We start from the raw sequence: 19,571 nt of genomic DNA, 5'->3' as shown, positions 1-19,571 counted from the left end.
TACCATAATATTCCTTAATACCCTAAATAATCAGTTAGCACAACAGATTAATTTAATAAATATTATTTAGAGGAATTTCATGATGTATGTTGAAATATATACTATCTTGATAAGAGGGAGATAAGGGTATGGAAAAACTTTTCGATAAATTTATGTATGATTTAAATTATGAAAGGGGGCTTAGCGCAAATACTCTCGAATCATACGGCAGGGATTTGAAGCAGTTTTTCAGGTATGTAAAAGAAATCAATGTACCTTTGCTTAATATTACTAAAACAAATATTATAGCCTATTTGATTTATCTTCAGAAACAAGGAAGGGCTACTTCGTCTATATCAAGAAGCCTTGCGGCATTGAGGGCGTTTTACAAGTATTTAAATATAAATAAATATATCGAAAAGGACCCGACTTATAACCTTGAATCTCCTAAGATAGAAAAAAAATTACCTCAGATACTCACTGTCAAAGAGGTCGAATTGCTTTTAAGCCAGCCTGATACCAAGGATCCTAAGGGCAACCGCGATAAATGCATGCTTGAGCTTCTATATGCGACAGGCATAAGGGTCTCCGAACTTGTATCGCTCAATATCGACGATATAAATTTAAATATGGGATTCCTTAAGTGTATCGGAAAAGGAACAAAGGACAGGGTTATACCTGTAGGCGATATGGCGTTAAAGGCAGCAACTGAGTATATGTATAAATACAGGTCATACCTTATAAGAGATAAAAATGAAAAAGCGCTTTTCATTAATTTCCATGGCAAAAGGCTGACCAGGCAGGGATTTTGGAAGATCATCAAGCAATATACAAAATCTTCGAATATAAATAAGGATATTACGCCTCATACATTAAGGCATAGTTTTGCCGCACATCTCATTGAAAACGGCGCGGATTTAAAATCCGTGCAGGAGATGCTGGGGCACTGCGATATATCATCTACTCAAATATACACGCAGCTTAAAAGCAGCAAAATCAAGGAAGTATATAAAAAAACTCATCCCAGGGCTTAACGGCCCTTATTTTGTTGGAGCATGCCTGATTTGTAATTCAATTCGTAATTTGAAACCAGGTCCAGGCATAAATAGGATTATGTTATTTTGAGCAACGAATGAGCATTATGAAAGTTTTGATAAGTTCTTGGCTTTGCTGCCGCAAAGAATCCTTAGAGCTTTTGAATGTTTGAACAAGGCGAGTTTCAAAAGCTCTTGGATTCTCAAGGCTGCTGGCCTTAGAACTTACAAAACTTGAATCTGGCGAATGAGTGTTCAAAATAACATAAACTTATATTGCGAATCGAAGCTGATTTGTAATGTGAGATTCAATATAAAAAAATGCAGATGTTTTAAACAACGAAATGGAGTGCTTAAAACATCGCATATATACTATAGATGAAAATCAGAGGGGGCATTAAGGATATGAATGATATAATACATAAAATAGAAGAGTCTGCCGAATTTTTAAGAAATTTTTATCCGAATCATATCGATGCTTCGGTAATACTTGGATCCGGGCTGGGTGACCTTGCAGACGAGATAAGCGAAACAAAAAAGATAGGTTACAAGGATATACCAAACTTCCCCGTATCCACCGTATTTGGTCATGCTGGAAGACTGATTGCAGGGAAGGCGGGCAGCAGAAATATTCTCATCATGCAGGGAAGGTTTCACTATTATGAAGGGTACGGCATGGATGATATTACATTCCCCATAAGGGTTATGAGTCGGATGGGAATAAAAAAGCTTCTGCTCACTAATGCTTCGGGTGGAATAAATTTAAAATTCAAGCCCGGAGATCTTATGATAATAAAGGATCACATAAATTTATCCATGAAAAATCCGCTTATAGGGAAGAATTTAGATGATTTCGGACCTAGATTTCCCGATATGTCAAGGTGTTACAGCATCTCTTTGAATAAAAAAATTGCAGACATATGTTCATCCGGGGGAGTTGATTATGTATCGGGCGTATACGCATATCTTACAGGCCCGAGCTTTGAGACGCCTTCCGAAATAAAAATGCTCAGGAAATTAGGAGCTGATGCCGTAGGCATGTCCACTGTTCCCGAAGCAATAGTCGCAAAACACTGCGGTATGGAAATATGCGGCATATCCTGCATAACAAACATGGCTGCAGGAATTTTAAATAAACCTTTAAGCCATGAAGAAGTCATAGAAACATCTAATATGGTCAAAGATAAATTCAAATATGTATTGAGAAAATTATTATATGAAGTTTAAAAAGGGAGATTATAAATATGGAAGATTATATTGAAAAAATAAAACAGTCAGGTGAGTTCATAAAGGAATATATAAATGCAAAGCCTGATGTATCTGTTGTTCTCGGGACTGGCTTAGGTTCGCTTGCCGATGAAATACAGGACAGAAAAGTAGTTAAATATTCCGATATACCGAATTTTCCTGTATCCACTGTAGAAGGTCATGCAGGTGAACTTATTGCGGGACATTTGTCAGGGAAGTATGTGCTTTGCATGAGCGGAAGATTTCATTACTACGAGGGATATGCAATGAAAGAAGTGACATTCCCGGTTAGGGTATTTAAATATCTCGGAATAGACAACCTCATAGTTTCAAATGCAAGCGGCGGCATGAATCCTTCATTCAGACCGGGGGATCTTATGGTGATAAAAGACCACATAAATCTTATGGGTTATAATCCCCTGATAGGCAAAAATTATGATGAACTGGGACCGAGGTTTCCCGATATGTCCGAAGCTTACAGTAAAAAATTGATAGGTATTGCAAAAAATGCTGCCAGGACATTAGAAATTGATTTAAAAGAAGGAGTTTATGTCGCTGTTTCAGGCCCTAATTTTGAAACGCCTGCGGAACTTAAGATGCTGAGGTTGATAGGAGCCGACGCCGTCGGAATGTCAACCGTTCCCGAAGTTATTGCCGCAAGGCATAGCGGGATGAACGTACTTGGAATATCATGCATTACCGACATGGCAATTGCCGAGGGCCTCGAACCTCTGGACGGCGAAAGGGTCATTGAAACCGCCAACAGGTCCAAGACAAAGTTCGTAAATCTTGTAGAGAAAATTATAGGGCTCATTTAAATAGAGGCAATTTAATATGTTTATGAAGGATATTATATTAAAAAAGAGGAATGGTCTTGAACTTTCAAATGAAGAAATCGATTTTTTCATACAAAATTATACAAGGGGCCTGATACCCGATTATCAGGCTTCAGCGCTACTTATGGCCATTTACTTTCAAAAAATGAACAAAAGGGAAACTGCCGATCTTACGATGTCCATGGTTAATTCAGGCGAAAGGCTCGATTTAAGCGAAGTAGGCGGAATACTCGTGGATAAACACAGCACCGGTGGCGTCGGCGATAAAACGACTCTTGTGCTGCTGCCCATGGTATCGGCATGCGGTCTTTCAGTCCCTAAGATGTCCGGAAGAGGCCTCGGGCTAACAGGTGGAACAATAGACAAACTTGAGTCCATAGATGGCCTTTCGACAGATATGGCCGATAAAAAATTTATTGAAAATGTAAAAAAAGTCGGATTTGCTATAAGCTCTCAGACAGATAACATTGTGCCTGCCGATAAGAAACTGTATGCATTGAGGGATGTAACCGGAACTGTGGATAATATTTCGCTGATCGCAAGCAGCGTGATGAGCAAAAAAATAGCCTGCGGAGCGGATGCCATCGTACTGGATGTAAAAACGGGGAACGGTGCGTTTATGAGATGCAAAGACGATGCATTCGAACTTGCAAGGGAAATGGTGGATATAGGGAATAGCCTTGATAAAAAAACTGTAGCCGTGGTTTCCGATATGGACCAGCCCCTTGGGAAGTCTGTCGGTAATGCCCTTGAAGTCAAGGAGGCTATAGACACTCTTCAAGGAAACGGTCCTGAAGATTTGCTGGACCTATGCCTGGTTTTGGGAAGTCATATGTTGCTTCTTGCCAAAGAAGCAACGGATTTTAAAGAAGCAAAGGGCAAACTTCTTCAAACTATAGACAGCGGACAGGCACTTTGTAAATTCAGGCAGTTCGTTTCTGCACAGGGCGGAGATCCTAAGATTATAGAGGACGCAGGATCGCTTGTCCGTTCAAAATGTATCGAAACTATATATTCGCAGAGTGAAGGATATATTGAGAAAATATCTGCCTTGGAAATTGCAAAAACTTGTTCCATACTTGGTTGTGGAAGAAATACAAAAGACAGCCGCATAGACCCTTACGCGGGGGTTGTTCTGAATAAAAAAACAGGTGACAGAGTATTAAAGGGAGAAAAGATAGCTACAATTTATGGGAGTAATGCCGATATAGTTAAACAGGGCATCAAAAAATTGAAAAATTCATTTTCCATCAGCAAAGACAAAGTTCCGGAAAGGCAGCTTATATATGGCATAGTTACCGAAAAAGGAACAGAAAAGTATAAAAATGGTCTATTTCCATTTATAGCATAACATAATAGCGGATACTGAGGGGAAAATAATATTAGAAATATAGGCTATGTTTAGAGGGCATAAAATTGTCTTCGCTTTTTATATAGCCGAATATAAAAGAGGTGATATTGTGAGAAATAAAAAGGTAATATCATTGTTTTTAATATTTCTAATAGTGTTTTCTATGACAGCATATAGAGTATCCGCTAAAACGGAGCTTCCTTTTGATGTGAATGCAAAGTCGGCGCTCCTTATGGATTTTTCATCAGGGAAAATACTGTATGAGAAAAATTCCCATGAAAAGCTTCCACCGGCAAGTGTAACCAAAATAATGACCATGCTTCTTACACTGGAGGCTGTGGATTCAGGAAAAATAAAATTGAACGATATGGTCACGGTCAGTGATTATGCATGTACGATGGGTGGCACTCAGCTTTTTCTGGCCCCCGGTGAAAAAAGAACCGTTGAGGAACTTTTAAAGGGCGTGACTGTCGAGTCTGCAAATGATGCCGCAGTGGCATTGGCTGAATACCTTAAGGGAAGCGAGGAACTTTTCGTAAAAAGCATGAACGAGAGAGCAAAGCAGTTGGGAATGAACGATACTCATTTTTCAAACTGCAATGGCCTTCCCATAGAAAATCATTATACATCCGCTTACGATATAGCTATAATGTCAAGAGAGCTTTTGAAGCACAGCAAGATATTTAATTATACAAAGATATGGATGGAGACGATATCTGAAGGCAGACAAAAGCCCTTCACGATGGTAAATAAAAACAAGATGATTAGAACGTACAACGGCTGTGACGGCCTTAAGACCGGTTCAACCGATGAGGCGAAATTCTGCATATCCGCAACAGCCATAAGGAATAACATGAGGCTTATATCAGTAATAATGGCATCGCCTACACGCGATATAAGGAATAAAGAAGCAGGCAAGCTGATGGACTACGGATTTGCAAATTATGAAGATGTTAAGCTTGCTGATAAGAAAGATGTGATAGGCAAGGTAAAAGTATTAAAGGGTAAAGAACCTTCGATAAATGCGGTTCCCAGGGATGATTTCAATATACTCATCGAGAAGGGAAGCAAGAGCGAAATAACGAAAGAAATAAGGATAAATAAGACTCTGAGTGCGGAAATCAAGAAGGGTCAAAAAATCGGTGAAATCATTGCATCGATGAATGGAAAAGAGATCGGCAGTATGGACATTGTATCTGATGGAACCGTTAAAAAAGCCAGCTCGATCGATTTGATCGGCAAATCTTTTAGAGAATGGATAACATCCGGCAAATAAGCAAAAAAATTTATACTTCCGGGACACATGTTTGGGCGCTAAATGTATCTTCGATTCGTAATATGAGCTCTATGTTATTTTGAGCAACGAATGAATGCTCAAAATAACATAATCCTATTTATGCCATATTTCAAATTGCGAATTGCAGTAAATGTATAGTGAGGATATGTGTCCCGTTTCATTATATGCTATAATTGTTTTATTGAATTGTTTTTACAGAAAATTACCGGCAAACTATTTAGATGAAATCGTGGGGAATGCAGTTGATAGAATACAAAGTTAAACTTCAAAATTTTGAAGGCCCTTTTGATCTTTTATATGACCTTATTGAAAAAGCGGAAGTTGACATTTATGACATACCTGTTGCTGAAATAACAAATCAATATTTGGATTATATAAACAAAATGGATTATCTGGATCTGGATAATGCCAGCGAATTTATTTTGATGGCTGCAACGCTTATTCAGATAAAGTCTAAAATGCTTCTTCCAAAGGCTAACGATGCGGATGATGAAACGGCAGCGAGTCAGGATGACCCGCGCCTTGAACTTGTAGAAAAGCTGCTCGAATATAAAAAGTACAAAAATATATCTGAACAATTAAAAGAGATGGAGAAACAGCGTTTCGATGTTTTTTATAAAAATGCCGAAATAATAAATGACATTGAGGAAGACGATATACTTAAAAATGTATCTATTGATGATATAGTACAAGCCTTTGAGGATGTTTTAAAGAGATGCGACGGAAAAGCAGTGCAGAATGACCGCTTCAGGCAGGTGCTTACACAGGATGAATATACTGTCAAGGATAAAATAAAGGAAATAAGAAATATTATGGAATTAACTAACACATTATATTTCAGTGGACTTTTTAATGGAAAATCAAGCAGAATGGAAATCATAATCACGTTTTTAGCAGTTCTGGAACTTATGCGTTTAAGAAATGTGACAGCTTATCAGGAAAGGGCATATTCGGATATCATTATTAAGAAAGTAAATTGAGGTAATTGTTTTTATGGAAAATGATTTGAATTTTTATGAACAAGTTTTATGGGATGAAAAAGAGAATGTCTTGGATAAAAGCGAGATAAAGGCTATAATAGAAGGGCTCTTGTTTACTTCGGGGGAGCCTTTAAGCCTTGATGAAATATCCGGCATACTTGAGATGAAAAAATCAAAGGTAAGGGATATCATAAATGAAATGATAGAGGAGTTTAATAAAGACCGAAGGGGAATACAGGTGATAGAATTCAGGGACAAATATCAACTGTGTACAAGGCCTGAGCATGCAAAATATATAAAGAGGCTTCTCAAGCCAAAGCCCAGGCAAAGCCTGTCAAGGGCGGCTCTTGAAACACTTGCGATAATCGCATACAAGCAACCTGTAACGAGGCAGAGCATAGATTCTATAAGAGGTGTGAAATCAGACAAAATCATTGAGAGCCTCATTGAAAAAAAGCTGGTAAAGGATGCCGGAAGGCTCGAAACTCCGGGAAGACCGATAATATATAAAACCACGGATGAGTTTTTGAAATACTTCTCTCTCAAGGATATATCCGATCTTCCTCAAATCGAAGATATTCATCATGATGAATAATTGTAAAAAATACACAATTAAGCAGTGCTTATGTGTATTTTTTTTATATAAAGATGCAAGAATAAGAATGTGATTTTAATATGCGTTTGGTATATCAAAGGATAGCCTTTTAATGTATGAGGTGATCGGAATAATCTATGCAGTAGCTATTTTAATAACAATATTGATATTATTTTCCATGACATATTTAAAAATTAATTTTATTTTCCACAGGCTGAATGAAGATGACAATATACAAATAAATCTATCATTTCTTTTTGACATGATAAAATTAAAATATAAAATACCTTATGCAGACATAATACTGAGTAAAAAAAAGGCTCCGGCAATTAAGGTAGGGAAAGCTGAAAAAGGACACAAAAAGCTTAAAGGAACAGTAGATTTAAAAGGCCTTACAGAGAATTATAAGAAATATAGAAAAGCAATTGTTTTTTTATCATCAAAGGCACATGTGGAATACATAAAATGGCATACGGAACTAGGCGCAGGTGATGCAGCAATCACTGCCATAGCCGTGGGGTTGCTGTATGGCATAAAGGGAAACATTTTATCCTTTTTATTTAAGCCTGAGAATGCTGATATTTCCGTAAAACCAAATTATTCTAAACCTATTTTTGAAATTGATTTTAACTGCATAATAAAGATTAAAATTGCTAATATTATTATAGCAGGCATTAAATTAGGCAAGATATTTTTAACATATTTTTTTAAGCGGAGGAGTGAAAGAAATAATGGACGAACATCCGATTCAAGGGCTGATGAAAACTACGATGGATAATATCAAGGACATGATAGACGTTAACACAATTGTTGGAGATGCTGTCGAAACTCCCGATGGCTCCGTGATAATCCCTATATCAAGGGTATCTTTTGGATTTGCTGCAGGGGGCGGCGAATATGAACTCAATGGGAAAAAGCTTAGGGAGGAAGACCAAAACGTGAGCGAGTTCCCGTTCGGAGGAGGAAGCGGAGCCGGGGTATCTGTACAGCCTGTGGCGTTTCTTGTAGTCGGGGGCAATCAGGTAAAGCTGCTGCCTGTAAGCTACAACAGCATTGTAGATCGCATGGTTGATCTTGTGCCAAATGTAATAGAAAACATCGAAAAGGCAGCTAAAAAGATGAAGAGCAAAAATGACAGCGTGCCGGGCAAGGAAAAGGGAAAAAACAGTGAAATTCACGAATTTGATGAACATGAAAAAGAATGAGCCACTTAAAGGTGGCTTATTTCATATATAAGGATAAATTTTGACGCAGTACCCTATGGCAACTTCAATCCGTAATATGAAACTTTGAATGTCTGAGCAAAGATAAGTTTCAAAAGCTCTTGGATTCTTAAGCGTCGGCAAAGCCAAGAACTTATCAAAACTTTCATAATGCTCATTCGTTGCTCAAAATAACATAATCCTATTTATGATAGGCTCAAATTACGAATCGAAGATATGGCAGGGGTTTTCACGGCAATTGCAGTTTTAATAAATGGGGTGATACAAATTGAAGAAGACGATATGCTTGATAGTTTTTTTATCTTTGTTTCTACCTTTTAAATATGTTCATGCAGAGCAGAACCAGATTAAAACTCCAGGCATAAATACATGGTACGCAGTGGTAATGGATTATGATTCCGGAAGGGTTTTATTCGGTAAATGCGACGACATGATAGTGCCTATGGCAAGTACCACAAAAATAATGACCGCCATAGTGGCACTTGAAAATTCCAGATTGGATGATATTGTAACAGTTTCAAAGAGAGCAAGTTCCGTCGGAGGTTCTACAGTTGGGCTGAAGGAAGGCCAGAAAATGACCATGGAGCAGCTTTTATATGGATTAATGCTTCAGTCAGGCAATGACTGCGCCATTGCGATAGCCGAACATGTGGGCAAAAGCGTGGAGCAATTCGCCTCAATGATGACTAGCAAAGCATTCGACATAGGAGCCTTTGATACCCACTATTTAACTCCCCATGGTTTGGATTCGGATGGCCATTTCACCACTGCCTATGATCTCGCCCTGATAACGAGATATGCACTGCAGAATGAAACGTTTTCCAAAATAGTATCCACTAAGGCAGTTTTAGTTGAAGGGCCTTACGGCAATATGTCGTTCCATAATATAAATAAAATGCTATACAGCATGGAAGGTGCCGACGGAGTAAAAACAGGCTATACTGCAAAAGCCGGTAAATGTTTGGTGTCATCTGTCACCAAGGACGGGAAAAGGTTTATATCCGTTACATTGAACTCCTCAAACAGATGGGGTGATTCAAAAAAACTGCTGGGATACGCAATAGAAAAGTATAATAAAAATGTGCTTGTAGATGAAGCCAAACATACTTATACAATACGGGTGACGGGAGGAAACAAGAAGAAGGTATGTGCAGGCATAGAAGGTAGTTTATCTGTATCCTTATCTGATGATGAAATGAGAGGCATAAGTTATAAAGTAGTGCTGCCCGAGAGCATAACGGCACCTGTTTACAAAAATCAACAGCTCGGACACCTTGAAATGTATTATAATGATAATATAATATATTCGATTCCTATAAAGAGCAAGGAAGATATATATAAAAAATTCAATCAGTGATTCTAACGATTATTTTTTTAGTTGAACGATGATTTAAGGGTGGACGTTTATGGAAGAAAGGCTGCAGAAATATCTGGCGGAATGCGGAATAGCATCCAGGAGAAAATCCGAGGAACTTATAAAAAACGGGTTAGTCAAAGTAAATGATATAGTCGTAAAGGATATGGGCGTTAAGATCGACATTGAAAAAGATGTTGTAAAGTATAAAGGGAAAATAGCTAAAAAGGCTTCTTCTAAAGTTTATATAATGCTTAATAAACCGAAGGGTTATATAACATCTTTGAAGGAGCAGTTTCACAGGCCCATTGTGACCGATCTCATAAAGGGAGTCAAGGAGAGGGTGTTCCCTGTAGGAAGGCTTGACTATAACTCTTCAGGCCTTCTTATATTGACAAATGACGGGGATCTTGCATTCAAGATGATGCATCCCGGACATGAAGTCAATAAAGAGTACATAGTGGAAGTAAAGGGAATACCAGACAGCATGGAAATCAGAAAATTAAGGAACGGCGTAGTAATTGACGGGTATAAGACATCCGCTGCAAATGTGGAATTAATAAATTCGGACAATAATTCTTCAACGCTCAGGTTTATAATACATGAGGGAAGAAACAGGCAGATAAGGAAAATGTGCAAAGCCATAAAACATGATGTTATTTCTCTAAAAAGGGTGGCTGTAGGGAATGTAAGGCTTGGAGATTTAAAGGAGGGCAAGTTTAGATATCTGACATTGGATGAAGTCAGGGGTTTAAAAAAACTTGCGGGCAGCGTTTATGGATATAAATAGTGTTTGGCATATTTGAAAAATATTTTATTACATTTACAGGGCTTGCCTGCAGTATTTTTCTTCCACATTTAAGGCAGTAATAGTTTTTATTGTATAAAATGTCGCTGTATTTTTCAACATTTAAATGCCCATATTTTTGCCAGCTTTTCCATCCCGTTTTGCAAAGCTTTTTTCTGTTGTAATAATCGGCATAAACCCATCTCAAAAGCCTATGAAAGTGAAACGGGTATTTGGTATATTTTATAAAGTTGTCCGGAAGTCCCAGGGAGATGGTATAATTTTCAAAGGCTTTTTCAATAATGGTTTGAAGGGGCTCTCCGATTTTAACACTATCGAAATCGATATTATTTATACTTAAGTATTTTCTAACCTCATCAAACATATAACCCTGGCATATCTGGACTTTTTCCCTATCTCCAAGTTTAATCTTTTTGATTCCGTCATCTATTATCTTACATGCATATTGAAGATACAGCTTCTTCTTAAAGTTGCATTCATTATAAAATTTCAGGGGTATTATGCCAAAATAATGTTCGCCTGTTTCTATTCTCAATAGCCCGATATAAGTACCCCCGACTAAACTTCCGCTTCCTGCATCATCTATTTGAATCAATTTTAATTTTCCCCTTTACAAATTTTTTAAAATAGTGTTTATAATATATAATATATATTACTTTATATTTAACCCATTTGACAATTGGATTTCAGCCCATATATATTATTTGCATGAAAGGTGGAAATTTATGAATATACTTATCACAAACGACGATGGTATCAATTCGGAAGGTATATATGCTCTTGCAAAGGAATTTATAAAAGAGGGCAGCATCATTGTATCTGCTCCGGATAGGCAAAGGAGCGCGTGTTCACATTCTATAACTATGGGACGGCCTCTATTTGCGAAGAGAAAAAGTTTCTTCGATTTGGATTGCAGCGCATATGCCATATCCGGAACTCCTGTTGACTGTGTAAAACTCGCTTATGAAAGATTTTCCGATGGGAAAATCGATGCTGTAATATCCGGCATAAATGACGGGGAAAATCTCGGAACAGATGTTTTGTACTCAGGTACGGTTTCCGCAGCTATAGAAGGCGCACTGCTCGGCATCCCTTCGATTGCGGTTTCGCTTCTGAGGGGCGATTGCAAAAGGGACTATTCGGCAGCAGCGCATTGTGCCCGTGGCATTTTTAAAAAATTTATTTCTCAGAAATTCAATCCAGATATTTTACTTAATGTAAATGTTCCATCCTGTGATGAAAAAAACATAAAGGGATTTCTAGCTACGACCCTGGGGACCATGAAATATACGAACAATTACCAGGAAGAAAAGGATGCAGACGGGAATACTTATTTTTTGCTGGCTGGTGAAGTTGTAAAAGTTGAAAATGGAAGATCTACGGATATATTTGCTGCTCAGAATAATTATGTTTCAATTACACCGATGCATTTTGAGCTTACAAGGTTTGATTATTTACAAAAAATAAAGGAGTGGGATATGCATTTTTAATTTTCAAAACGTTGCATAAAAATATTCATAATGATACAATGTTATTATATTATTAATTGTAAATTTTATATAATATTTAACAGAAAAAATTTAATATACTGAAGGAAAGATGTTTTTATGGAAGAGAATTTTGATTTGATGAAATCGATACAGGCAAAATTTCAAAAACTCAGCAAAGGCCAAAAACTTATTGCCGAATATATATTGAAGCATTATGACAAAGCGGCATTTATGACTGCCGCAAAGCTTGGCGATAGCGTAGGCGTAAGTGAGTCGACAGTGGTTAGGTTTGCAAATGAGCTTGGATTTGATGGATACCCCGAACTTCAAAAATCACTTCAGGAACTCATAAAAACCAGGCTGACCACCGTACAGAGGATCGAATTATCCAAGGATTATATGAATGATGAAAGCGTTGTGAGGGGCGTACTGAAGGCAGATATGGAAAATGTCCGGGCGACGTTGGAAAAAATCGATGTTAAAGTTTTTGATGAAATTGTTGAGAAGTTATTATCTGCAAGGAGAATATACATAATCGGCCTTAGAAGTTCCTCCACCCTCGCGGAGTTTTTGGGGTTTTATCTTAATCTTATCCTTGATAATGTGCGTGTTGTAACATATGGTGTAAGCGATCTCTTTGAACAGCTTTTAAGGTTAGGCGATAAGGACCTTATAATAGGCATAGGCTTTCCAAGATATGCAAGCGGTACTGTCGAAGCCTTGAATTATGCGAAGCGTAGCGGAGCTACGGTGATAGCATTGACAGACAGCCTAGTTTCCCCCCTTGCGAACGACGCTGATTATACACTGCTGGCACAGAGCAATATGGCATCCTTTGTAGATTCTCTTGTTGCACCCCTCAGCGTTATAAACGCGCTGTTGATTGCCGTAGGATTGAAAGAAAAAACAAAGATTTTTGATTCTTTTGAAAAACTTGAGCATATCTGGAATGAGCATAAGGTCTATACTGATAGAAATACCGATTGATTCAATCTGCCGTACTGACTGAAATATGCATTTTTATTTTATTCAGTCGAGTAGCAAGTGATTCAATAGATAACTATAAACGCTACATGTGGGGAATGTTATATATTATAAAGCGTTCTCCATATCCATAGCGTTTTTTTCTTGAAAACAAATAAAATATGGTGTTGAAACTTTGAAGGTGATTAGGTGAAAAATGTTATTGTCGTAGGCGGTGGTGCATCAGGTATGATGGCTGCTGTATCTGCTTCCATGAATGGTAAATCGGTAACTTTAATCGAGAAGAATGATAAGCTTGGGAGGAAACTTTTTATTACTGGGAAAGGGAGATGCAACCTTACCAATGCAGCCGAAATAGATGAATTAATAGACAATGTCATAAGCAATAGAAGCTTTTTATATAGTGTTTTTTATACATTTTCCAATTTTCAGCTGATGGATTTTATCGAAAGTTGCGGAGTAAAACTTAAAATAGAAAGGGGAAACAGGGTATTTCCATCGTCTGATAAATCCAACGATATAATAAAGGCGTTTGAAAGATGTTTGAAAAAATATAATGTAAAAATACTATTAAATACAAAAGTTGATGGTGTTATAATAGATAATGGTGCGGCAAAAGGCGTTATATGCGGAAAAAATAGATATTATGGGGATTCCGTAATAATATCGACCGGTGGACTTTCATATCCTCTTACAGGATCAACAGGAGATGGGTACAAATTTGCAAGGGCGGCCGGGCATACCGTGATGCCATTGAAGCCTTCTTTAGTTCCATTAGTTGCAAAAGAAGACTGGGTAAGCAGACTTCAAGGATTGTCTCTTAAAAATGTGGCAATAAATGTGTCGCATAAGGGCAAAATAATATATAAAGATTTTGGTGAAATGCTTTTTACTCACTTTGGTATTTCAGGACCTATTATATTATCTGCCAGCAGATTTATAACCGATGTGCTTCCAGAAGAAGTCAAGGTGACAATCGACCTGAAACCCGCATTGTCTTTGGAGCAGCTTGATAAGAGGATACAGAGCGATTTTGGAAAGTACTCCAGAAAAGAATTCAAGAATTCATTGAATGATCTTCTTCCTCAGAAGCTGATACCTGTAATAGTTGACTTGAGCAGAATATATGGAAGCAAAGAGGTAAACCAGATAACCAGGGAGGAGAGGTTGAATTTATCAAGATTATTAAAGGGACTTTCTCTTACCGTAACAGGCACACGTTCTTTTAATGAGGCGATTGTTACAGAGGGAGGCATTTCCGTAAAGGAAATCGATCCTTCGACAATGGAATCAAAGATTGTAGAGAACCTCTATTTTACCGGTGAAGTGATAGACGTAGATGCTCTTACAGGAGGATTTAATCTTCAGATAGCCTTTTCAACAGGCTATTGTGCCGGGTTATATTGTTAGATTGATTATGACGAAAAAAAGGAATTTATAAAAGTATATAGAATTATTCATTGTTCAGTGCTTTATTTAAGTGCTTCAATTCGTAATTTGAAATCAGGCATAAGCTCATATTACGTATTACGAAGCGAAGTTTAAAATATATTATGCTTTTATTTATGCTGAATGTGGATACCGGAGGTAAACTCGTATGGAAAAAATCGCAATAGCCATAGATGGTCCGTCTGGCGCAGGCAAGAGTACGATAGCAAAGATAATTGCAGATAAATTAAATATAACTTATATAGATACAGGTGCGATGTATAGAGCAGCCGCATTGAAGCTTATCAGAAACAGCATTGATTTAAGTAATATCGATAGTATAAAATGCTTAATCGATAAGCTTGATATTTGCATCAAAGGAGATCGTATATATCTGGATGGTGAAGATGTGACGGATGAAATCAGGACTCCGAAGATCAGCAAGGCTGCATCCGACGTATCGACCATAAAATGTGTCAGGGAAAAGTTGGTATCGCTGCAAAGGCAAATGGCGGTAAACCAAAGCGTCATAATGGATGGGAGAGATATAGGTACAAATGTTTTAAAGGGGGCCGATGTCAAGATTTTTTTGACGGCATCCATGGAAGAGAGGGCCAAGAGACGTTATATCGAGCTTATAAACAAAGGTTACAGATTAAACTATGATGATGTTTTAAATGATATGAAAATCAGGGACATACAGGATACTACAAGAGAGATTAATCCTCTAAAAGTTTCAGATGATTCGATTATCATCGATACGACGGGAAAATCCATACAGGATGTGGTAAGTGAAATAATAAGTAATATAAAGGAGCCATGCAATCAATAGCTAATTATGATGTTTCATACAGGCTTTCAGGATTGCAATATATAAATAATCGGGGCTAAATGATGCATTAAGATTATTTGAAGAATAGTCTTCAAATAAAAAAGTGCACCCGGCGCTAAATGATGAGAAGGTAGGTGAAAAATTGTTATATTATTTAGCAAAATATATTTTTCTGATTTATTTTTTGATTTTTAACAGAGTAAAAGTAGATGGTTTAGAAAACATACCTGAAAGAGGTGGCATTATTATATGCCCGAATCATATCCACTGGCTGGATCCTATACTTGTGGGAGTATATACAAAAAGAAAAATCCACTATATGGCAAAAGCTGAAGCCTTTAAGAACAAACTTTTTGCATTTGTGCTGAGGAATATTTACGCTTTTCCGGTTAAAAGGGGAACGCCTGATATATCAGCTATCAAAACATCATTGAAAATAGTAAAGAATGGCAAATGCCTTGGAATATTTCCTGAGGGTCACAGAAGTGAAAACGGGAAATTACAGAAGGCTGAGCCCGGAGTCGCGCTTATATCCTTAAAAAGCAAAACTCCTGTAATACCTGTAAAAATAACCGGAAGCTATAAGCCGTTCAGCAAATTAAAAATTACTATTGGTAAACCTATTTCATTTTTAAAGTATTCGGGTAAAAAACTTTCAATGGACGAAATCAATAAATTAAGCCAGTTAATTATGAAAGAGATTTCAGAGCTGGCATAGGTGGGGGGATTTTTTTGAATATTATCGTAGCGGAACATTCCGGCTTTTGCTTCGGTGTCAAGAAAGCAGTATCGATAGCTTCCGAAACCAAGGCGGGACAGGGAAGGATATTTACTTACGGGCCGATAATACATAATAATATTGTAGTGAAGGAATTGGAACAGAAGGGCATCAATGTGCTGCCAAATATTGATGAGCTCAATGAGGGGGATACTGTAATCATAAGGTCCCATGGGGTTTCCAAAAAAATCATTGACATGCTTAATGAAAAAAAAGTCAATATAGTGGATGCTACATGCCCATATGTTGACCATATACATAAAAAGGTGGAAGAATACTTCAATAATGGATATCAAATAATAATAATAGGGGATAAAGATCATCCGGAGGTACAGGGTATTAATGGATGGTGTGACAATAGTGCAATTATTATAAGTAATCTGGAATGCGTAAAAGATTTAAAAACGTACAACAAGGTATGCATTGTATCGCAGACAACTGTAAACACGGCTAAGTGGAGGGAAATCGTATCATCGCTGATTGGCATATCAAAAGAACTGGTTATACTTAATACTATTTGTGCTGCTGCTGATCAAAGGCAGAAATCTGCTGCCGAGATTGCTCAAAAATGCGACGCCATGATAGTCCTTGGAGGTTTAAACAGTTCAAATACAAAAAAGTTAGCTGAGATTTGCAGGCAATTTTGTCCGAAAACTTTTTACATAGAGAGAATAAATCAATTAGATACCAATAATTTGAAAAATATAAATACGCTTGGTATAACAGCCGGAGCATCTACACCGGATTGGATAATAAAGGAGGCATTTGAAAAAATGAGTGAAATGATAGAAACAGGAGAAGAAAAAGTACAGGGGGAAACAGAAGTTAAAGAAAATAATAAAAGCGAGGATAAAGACATCGGAGAGGATAAAGACATCAGAAATGAAGAAAAAACCGATCAAGGGTCTATAATGTCTGAATATGAAAAGACTTTTAAAAGGCTTAGCGAGGGGGATATAATAAAAGGTAAGGTTATATACGTAACTGATGATGAAGTAACAGTTGACATTGGCTACAAAGCAGACGGAATAATTCCAAAAAGTGAATTGAATATAGATGAGGAAACTTCACCTAAGGATATATTAAAGTCCGGAGATGAATTGGACGTATATATTCTTAAAATAAATGATGGAGAAGGAAACGTACTTCTTTCGAAAAGAAGAGTCGATGCTGTAAAAAACATGGACTATATAGGAGAATGTTTCAAGGGCAAAGTACCTGTGGAAGGTGAAATAATCCAGACTGTCAAAGGCGGAGTCATAGCCAAGGTTAAGGGAAACAGCGTTTTTATTCCTGCATCGCAGCTTGATGTTAAATATGTAAAGGATTTATCCATATTTGTAGGGAAGACAGAGAGATTGCTTATAATGACTTTTGAACCTGCTAAAAACAGGATAGTCGCATCGAGAAGGGCCATAGTAGAGGATGAACTCAATAAAAAGAGAAGTGCTTTCCTGGAGAGCATAAAACCGGGAGACATATTAAAAGGCAGAGTGGACAGGTTGGCTGATTTCGGTGCATTTATCGACCTTGGCTGTATAGATGGGCTTGCTCATATATCGGAGCTGTCATGGACCAGGGTAAAAAGTCCATCCGATGTCGTAAAAGTAGGTGATATAGTTGAAGTTTATGTATTATCGGTGGATAAGGAAAAGGAAAGGATTTCTTTAAGCCTGAAGAGAACACTGCCGCAGCCGTGGGATATTGTAAAGGAAAAAGTACATGTAGGTGACGTAATAGAAGGCAAGGTAGTAAGGATTGTACCGTTCGGAGCATTTGTAGAGATACAGGATGGCGTAGATGGATTAGTGCACATTTCACAGATATGTGATAGGAGAATAAACAGGGTTGAGGATGTTCTAAAAGTGAATGATATAGTAAAAGTAAAGGTAATGGATATAAACCTTGAAAGTAGAAAAATAAGCTTGAGTATTAAAGAGGCTTCAGAGGAAGAGAATAAGGGTGAGCAGGACGAAGAGGCAAAAACTCAAAATCCAGAGCCGGCTCAGATTCAAACAGAGAAACCTGAGAAAGATAATCTGACCATAGGGGAAATTGTGCAAAATAACGCAAATAAATAGAAAGAATAAAATAACGGCTTTAAAAAAGCGCGGCACAACCGCGCTTTTTTATGCAAAATAGAAGTGCTGCATCTGCAGCACTTCTATTTTGCATATCAGTGGAAAGATTGCCGTTTGTTATTTTGCTTTAGATTATGCCTATTTCCGTCATAATCCCAATAATAGAAGAACCAGTTCTTCAAAATGCGTTCAGTGGCATAATAGTTATTCCCGTCGGGTTCCTGCCAAAAATAACAGCCTTCATTTGTGGCTTCGGTTAACTCGACAGCGCTAATATCGAGTTTCGGCATATTATCAGATGAATAATAAATCCCCCAATATTGCCCACCCAACATACCTTGTGAGTCGAAATCGAAAGTAATCTTTTGACTTTTGTTTATTGAATCAAAACTGACATTAATTTTGTCTTTGATTAAAACGCCCATAAAGATTGTCGAACGGTTCGGATTATATTGATATGGTGGAGAGAGATGGATTCGAACCATCGAAAGCGTCAGCTAACAGATTTACAGTCTGCCCCCTTTAGCCACTCGGGAATCTCTCCATATTGAATTATTAAATTAAAATAAAACCTGGAGCTGGCTAAGGGACTCGAACCTTCAACCTGCTGATTACAAATCAGCTGCTCTACCGATTGAGCTAAGCCAGCATAAAAATTATGGTGGGCCTTCAGGGACTCGAACCCCGGACCGACCGGTTATGAGCCGGTTGCTCTAACCAACTGAGCTAAAGGCCCTCACTTCCAACGACGAACTCAATTATATAATAAATAAATCTCTCTGTCAATACATTTTTTTATTTACCTTCAATTCGTAATTTAAACTTATGTTATTTTGAACACTCATTCGGCAGATTCAAGTTTTGTAAGTTCTAAGGACTGCAGCCTTGCATCTGGTGGCCAGAGACGGAATCGAACCATCGACACGAGGATTTTCAGTCCTCTGCTCTACCGACTGAGCTATCTGGCCATATAATGCATAGGTGGTGACCCCTACGGGATTCGAACCCATGATGCCGCCGTGAAAGGGCGATGTCTTAACCACTTGACCAAGGGGCCATGGTAACATAAAATAAAATTAAAGTAAGTATATTTTTAAAATGCCGGTTTTAACAGCAGCAAATATTAATATACAATAATAATACCGAATAGTCAATATGTTTTTTAGAAATACCTTCGATTTGCAATATGAGTTTATGTTATTTTGAGCACTCATTCGGCAGATTCAAGTTTTGTAAGTTCTAAGGCCTGCAGCCTTGATAATCCAAGAGCTTT

General features: G+C 37.6%; 18 protein-coding genes and 5 tRNA genes. 17 read left to right on the top strand and 6 right to left on the bottom strand.

The features are described from left to right. Positions 1-128: 128 nt before the first annotated feature. The 11 genes from xerD to QME45_12085 all read left to right on the top strand — a co-directional run bounded on the left by xerD (position 129) and on the right by QME45_12085 (position 10,687). Complete coding sequence (xerD, locus tag QME45_12135) at positions 129-1,013, top strand: site-specific tyrosine recombinase XerD (protein ID MDI6619396.1); 885 nt, start codon at positions 129-131, stop codon at positions 1,011-1,013. Positions 1,014-1,418: 405 nt separating this feature from the next. After that, positions 1,419-2,240, top strand: coding sequence for a purine-nucleoside phosphorylase (locus tag QME45_12130; GenBank protein MDI6619395.1), 822 nt, complete (start codon positions 1,419-1,421; stop codon positions 2,238-2,240). A gap of 17 nt (positions 2,241-2,257) precedes the next feature. Then, complete coding sequence (locus tag QME45_12125) at positions 2,258-3,079, top strand: purine-nucleoside phosphorylase (protein ID MDI6619394.1); 822 nt, start codon at positions 2,258-2,260, stop codon at positions 3,077-3,079. Positions 3,080-3,095: 16 nt separating this feature from the next. After that, the gene (locus QME45_12120) at positions 3,096-4,448 is read left to right on the top strand and encodes a pyrimidine-nucleoside phosphorylase (protein MDI6619393.1); all 1,353 of its coding nucleotides are present in this window, start codon (positions 3,096-3,098) and stop codon (positions 4,446-4,448) included. 109 nt (positions 4,449-4,557) lie between these two features. Next, on the top strand, positions 4,558-5,724 hold the full coding sequence (locus QME45_12115) for a D-alanyl-D-alanine carboxypeptidase family protein (protein ID MDI6619392.1): 1,167 nt from the start codon (positions 4,558-4,560) through the stop codon (positions 5,722-5,724). A gap of 263 nt (positions 5,725-5,987) precedes the next feature. Further along, positions 5,988-6,725 carry a segregation/condensation protein A gene (locus QME45_12110; protein ID MDI6619391.1) on the top strand — a complete coding sequence of 246 codons (738 nt, stop codon included), beginning with the start codon at positions 5,988-5,990 and terminating at the stop codon, positions 6,723-6,725. A 13-nt stretch (positions 6,726-6,738) separates the two neighbouring features. Next, positions 6,739-7,320: an SMC-Scp complex subunit ScpB gene (scpB, locus tag QME45_12105; protein MDI6619390.1), complete on the top strand. Its 582-nt coding sequence runs from the start codon at positions 6,739-6,741 to the stop codon at positions 7,318-7,320. 262 nt (positions 7,321-7,582) lie between these two features. Beyond that, entirely contained in the window at positions 7,583-8,098 is a 516-nt protein-coding gene (locus QME45_12100) for a DUF2953 domain-containing protein (GenBank protein ID MDI6619389.1), read from the top strand. After that, positions 8,052-8,525, top strand: a complete 474-nt coding sequence (gene ytfJ, locus QME45_12095; protein ID MDI6619388.1) for a GerW family sporulation protein — start codon at positions 8,052-8,054, stop codon at positions 8,523-8,525. Before QME45_12100 ends, ytfJ begins: the two co-directional genes overlap by 47 nt. 286 nt (positions 8,526-8,811) lie before the next feature. Then, on the top strand, positions 8,812-9,900 hold the full coding sequence (locus QME45_12090) for a D-alanyl-D-alanine carboxypeptidase family protein (GenBank protein ID MDI6619387.1): 1,089 nt from the start codon (positions 8,812-8,814) through the stop codon (positions 9,898-9,900). Between the two features lie 49 nt (positions 9,901-9,949). Continuing rightward, entirely contained in the window at positions 9,950-10,687 is a 738-nt protein-coding gene (locus QME45_12085; protein ID MDI6619386.1) for a pseudouridine synthase, read from the top strand. Here the strand turns inward: QME45_12085 and QME45_12080 are convergent. Beyond that, the gene (locus tag QME45_12080; protein ID MDI6619385.1) at positions 10,641-11,300 is read right to left on the bottom strand and encodes a hypothetical protein; all 660 of its coding nucleotides are present in this window, start codon (positions 11,298-11,300) and stop codon (positions 10,641-10,643) included. The genes QME45_12085 and QME45_12080 overlap by 47 nt on opposite strands. A gap of 130 nt (positions 11,301-11,430) precedes the next feature. Between QME45_12080 and surE the strand changes: the two genes are divergently transcribed. From surE to QME45_12050, 6 genes are all read left to right on the top strand, one after another. After that, positions 11,431-12,195: a 5'/3'-nucleotidase SurE gene (surE, locus tag QME45_12075; GenBank protein MDI6619384.1), complete on the top strand. Its 765-nt coding sequence runs from the start codon at positions 11,431-11,433 to the stop codon at positions 12,193-12,195. A gap of 117 nt (positions 12,196-12,312) precedes the next feature. Next, entirely contained in the window at positions 12,313-13,182 is an 870-nt protein-coding gene (locus tag QME45_12070) for a MurR/RpiR family transcriptional regulator (protein MDI6619383.1), read from the top strand. 186 nt (positions 13,183-13,368) lie between these two features. Further along, positions 13,369-14,589 carry an NAD(P)/FAD-dependent oxidoreductase gene (locus QME45_12065; GenBank protein ID MDI6619382.1) on the top strand — a complete coding sequence of 407 codons (1,221 nt, stop codon included), beginning with the start codon at positions 13,369-13,371 and terminating at the stop codon, positions 14,587-14,589. 187 nt (positions 14,590-14,776) lie between these two features. Then, a complete protein-coding gene (gene cmk / locus QME45_12060) occupies positions 14,777-15,439 on the top strand; it encodes a (d)CMP kinase (GenBank protein ID MDI6619381.1) in 663 nt (220 codons plus the stop codon). Between the two features lie 142 nt (positions 15,440-15,581). Further along, positions 15,582-16,157 (top strand): lysophospholipid acyltransferase family protein, encoded by a 576-nt coding sequence (locus QME45_12055; GenBank protein ID MDI6619380.1) that lies wholly within the window; start codon positions 15,582-15,584, stop codon positions 16,155-16,157. Positions 16,158-16,171: 14 nt separating this feature from the next. Beyond that, complete coding sequence (locus tag QME45_12050; protein ID MDI6619379.1) at positions 16,172-18,298, top strand: bifunctional 4-hydroxy-3-methylbut-2-enyl diphosphate reductase/30S ribosomal protein S1; 2,127 nt, start codon at positions 16,172-16,174, stop codon at positions 18,296-18,298. Positions 18,299-18,756: 458 nt separating this feature from the next. Here QME45_12050 and QME45_12045 read toward each other — a convergent pair. The 5 genes from QME45_12045 to QME45_12025 all read right to left on the bottom strand — a co-directional run bounded on the left by QME45_12045 (position 18,757) and on the right by QME45_12025 (position 19,355). Beyond that, positions 18,757-18,842 (bottom strand) — tRNA-Tyr (locus QME45_12045). Between the two features lie 29 nt (positions 18,843-18,871). Beyond that, positions 18,872-18,947, bottom strand: a tRNA-Thr gene (locus tag QME45_12040). Between the two features lie 10 nt (positions 18,948-18,957). Further along, positions 18,958-19,034: transfer RNA gene (locus QME45_12035), tRNA-Ile, on the bottom strand. Between the two features lie 156 nt (positions 19,035-19,190). After that, positions 19,191-19,266: transfer RNA gene (locus QME45_12030), tRNA-Phe, on the bottom strand. 14 nt (positions 19,267-19,280) lie between these two features. Further along, positions 19,281-19,355: transfer RNA gene (locus QME45_12025), tRNA-Glu, on the bottom strand. Positions 19,356-19,571: the final 216 nt, after the last annotated feature.

Source organism: Clostridiales bacterium, from assembly GCA_030016385.1.
In the GTDB taxonomy this organism is placed as follows: domain Bacteria; phylum Bacillota; class Clostridia; order Clostridiales; family Oxobacteraceae; genus JASEJN01.
The sequence above is the reverse complement of the archived record's forward strand: the minus strand, read 5'-3'. Positions and strand labels throughout refer to the sequence as shown.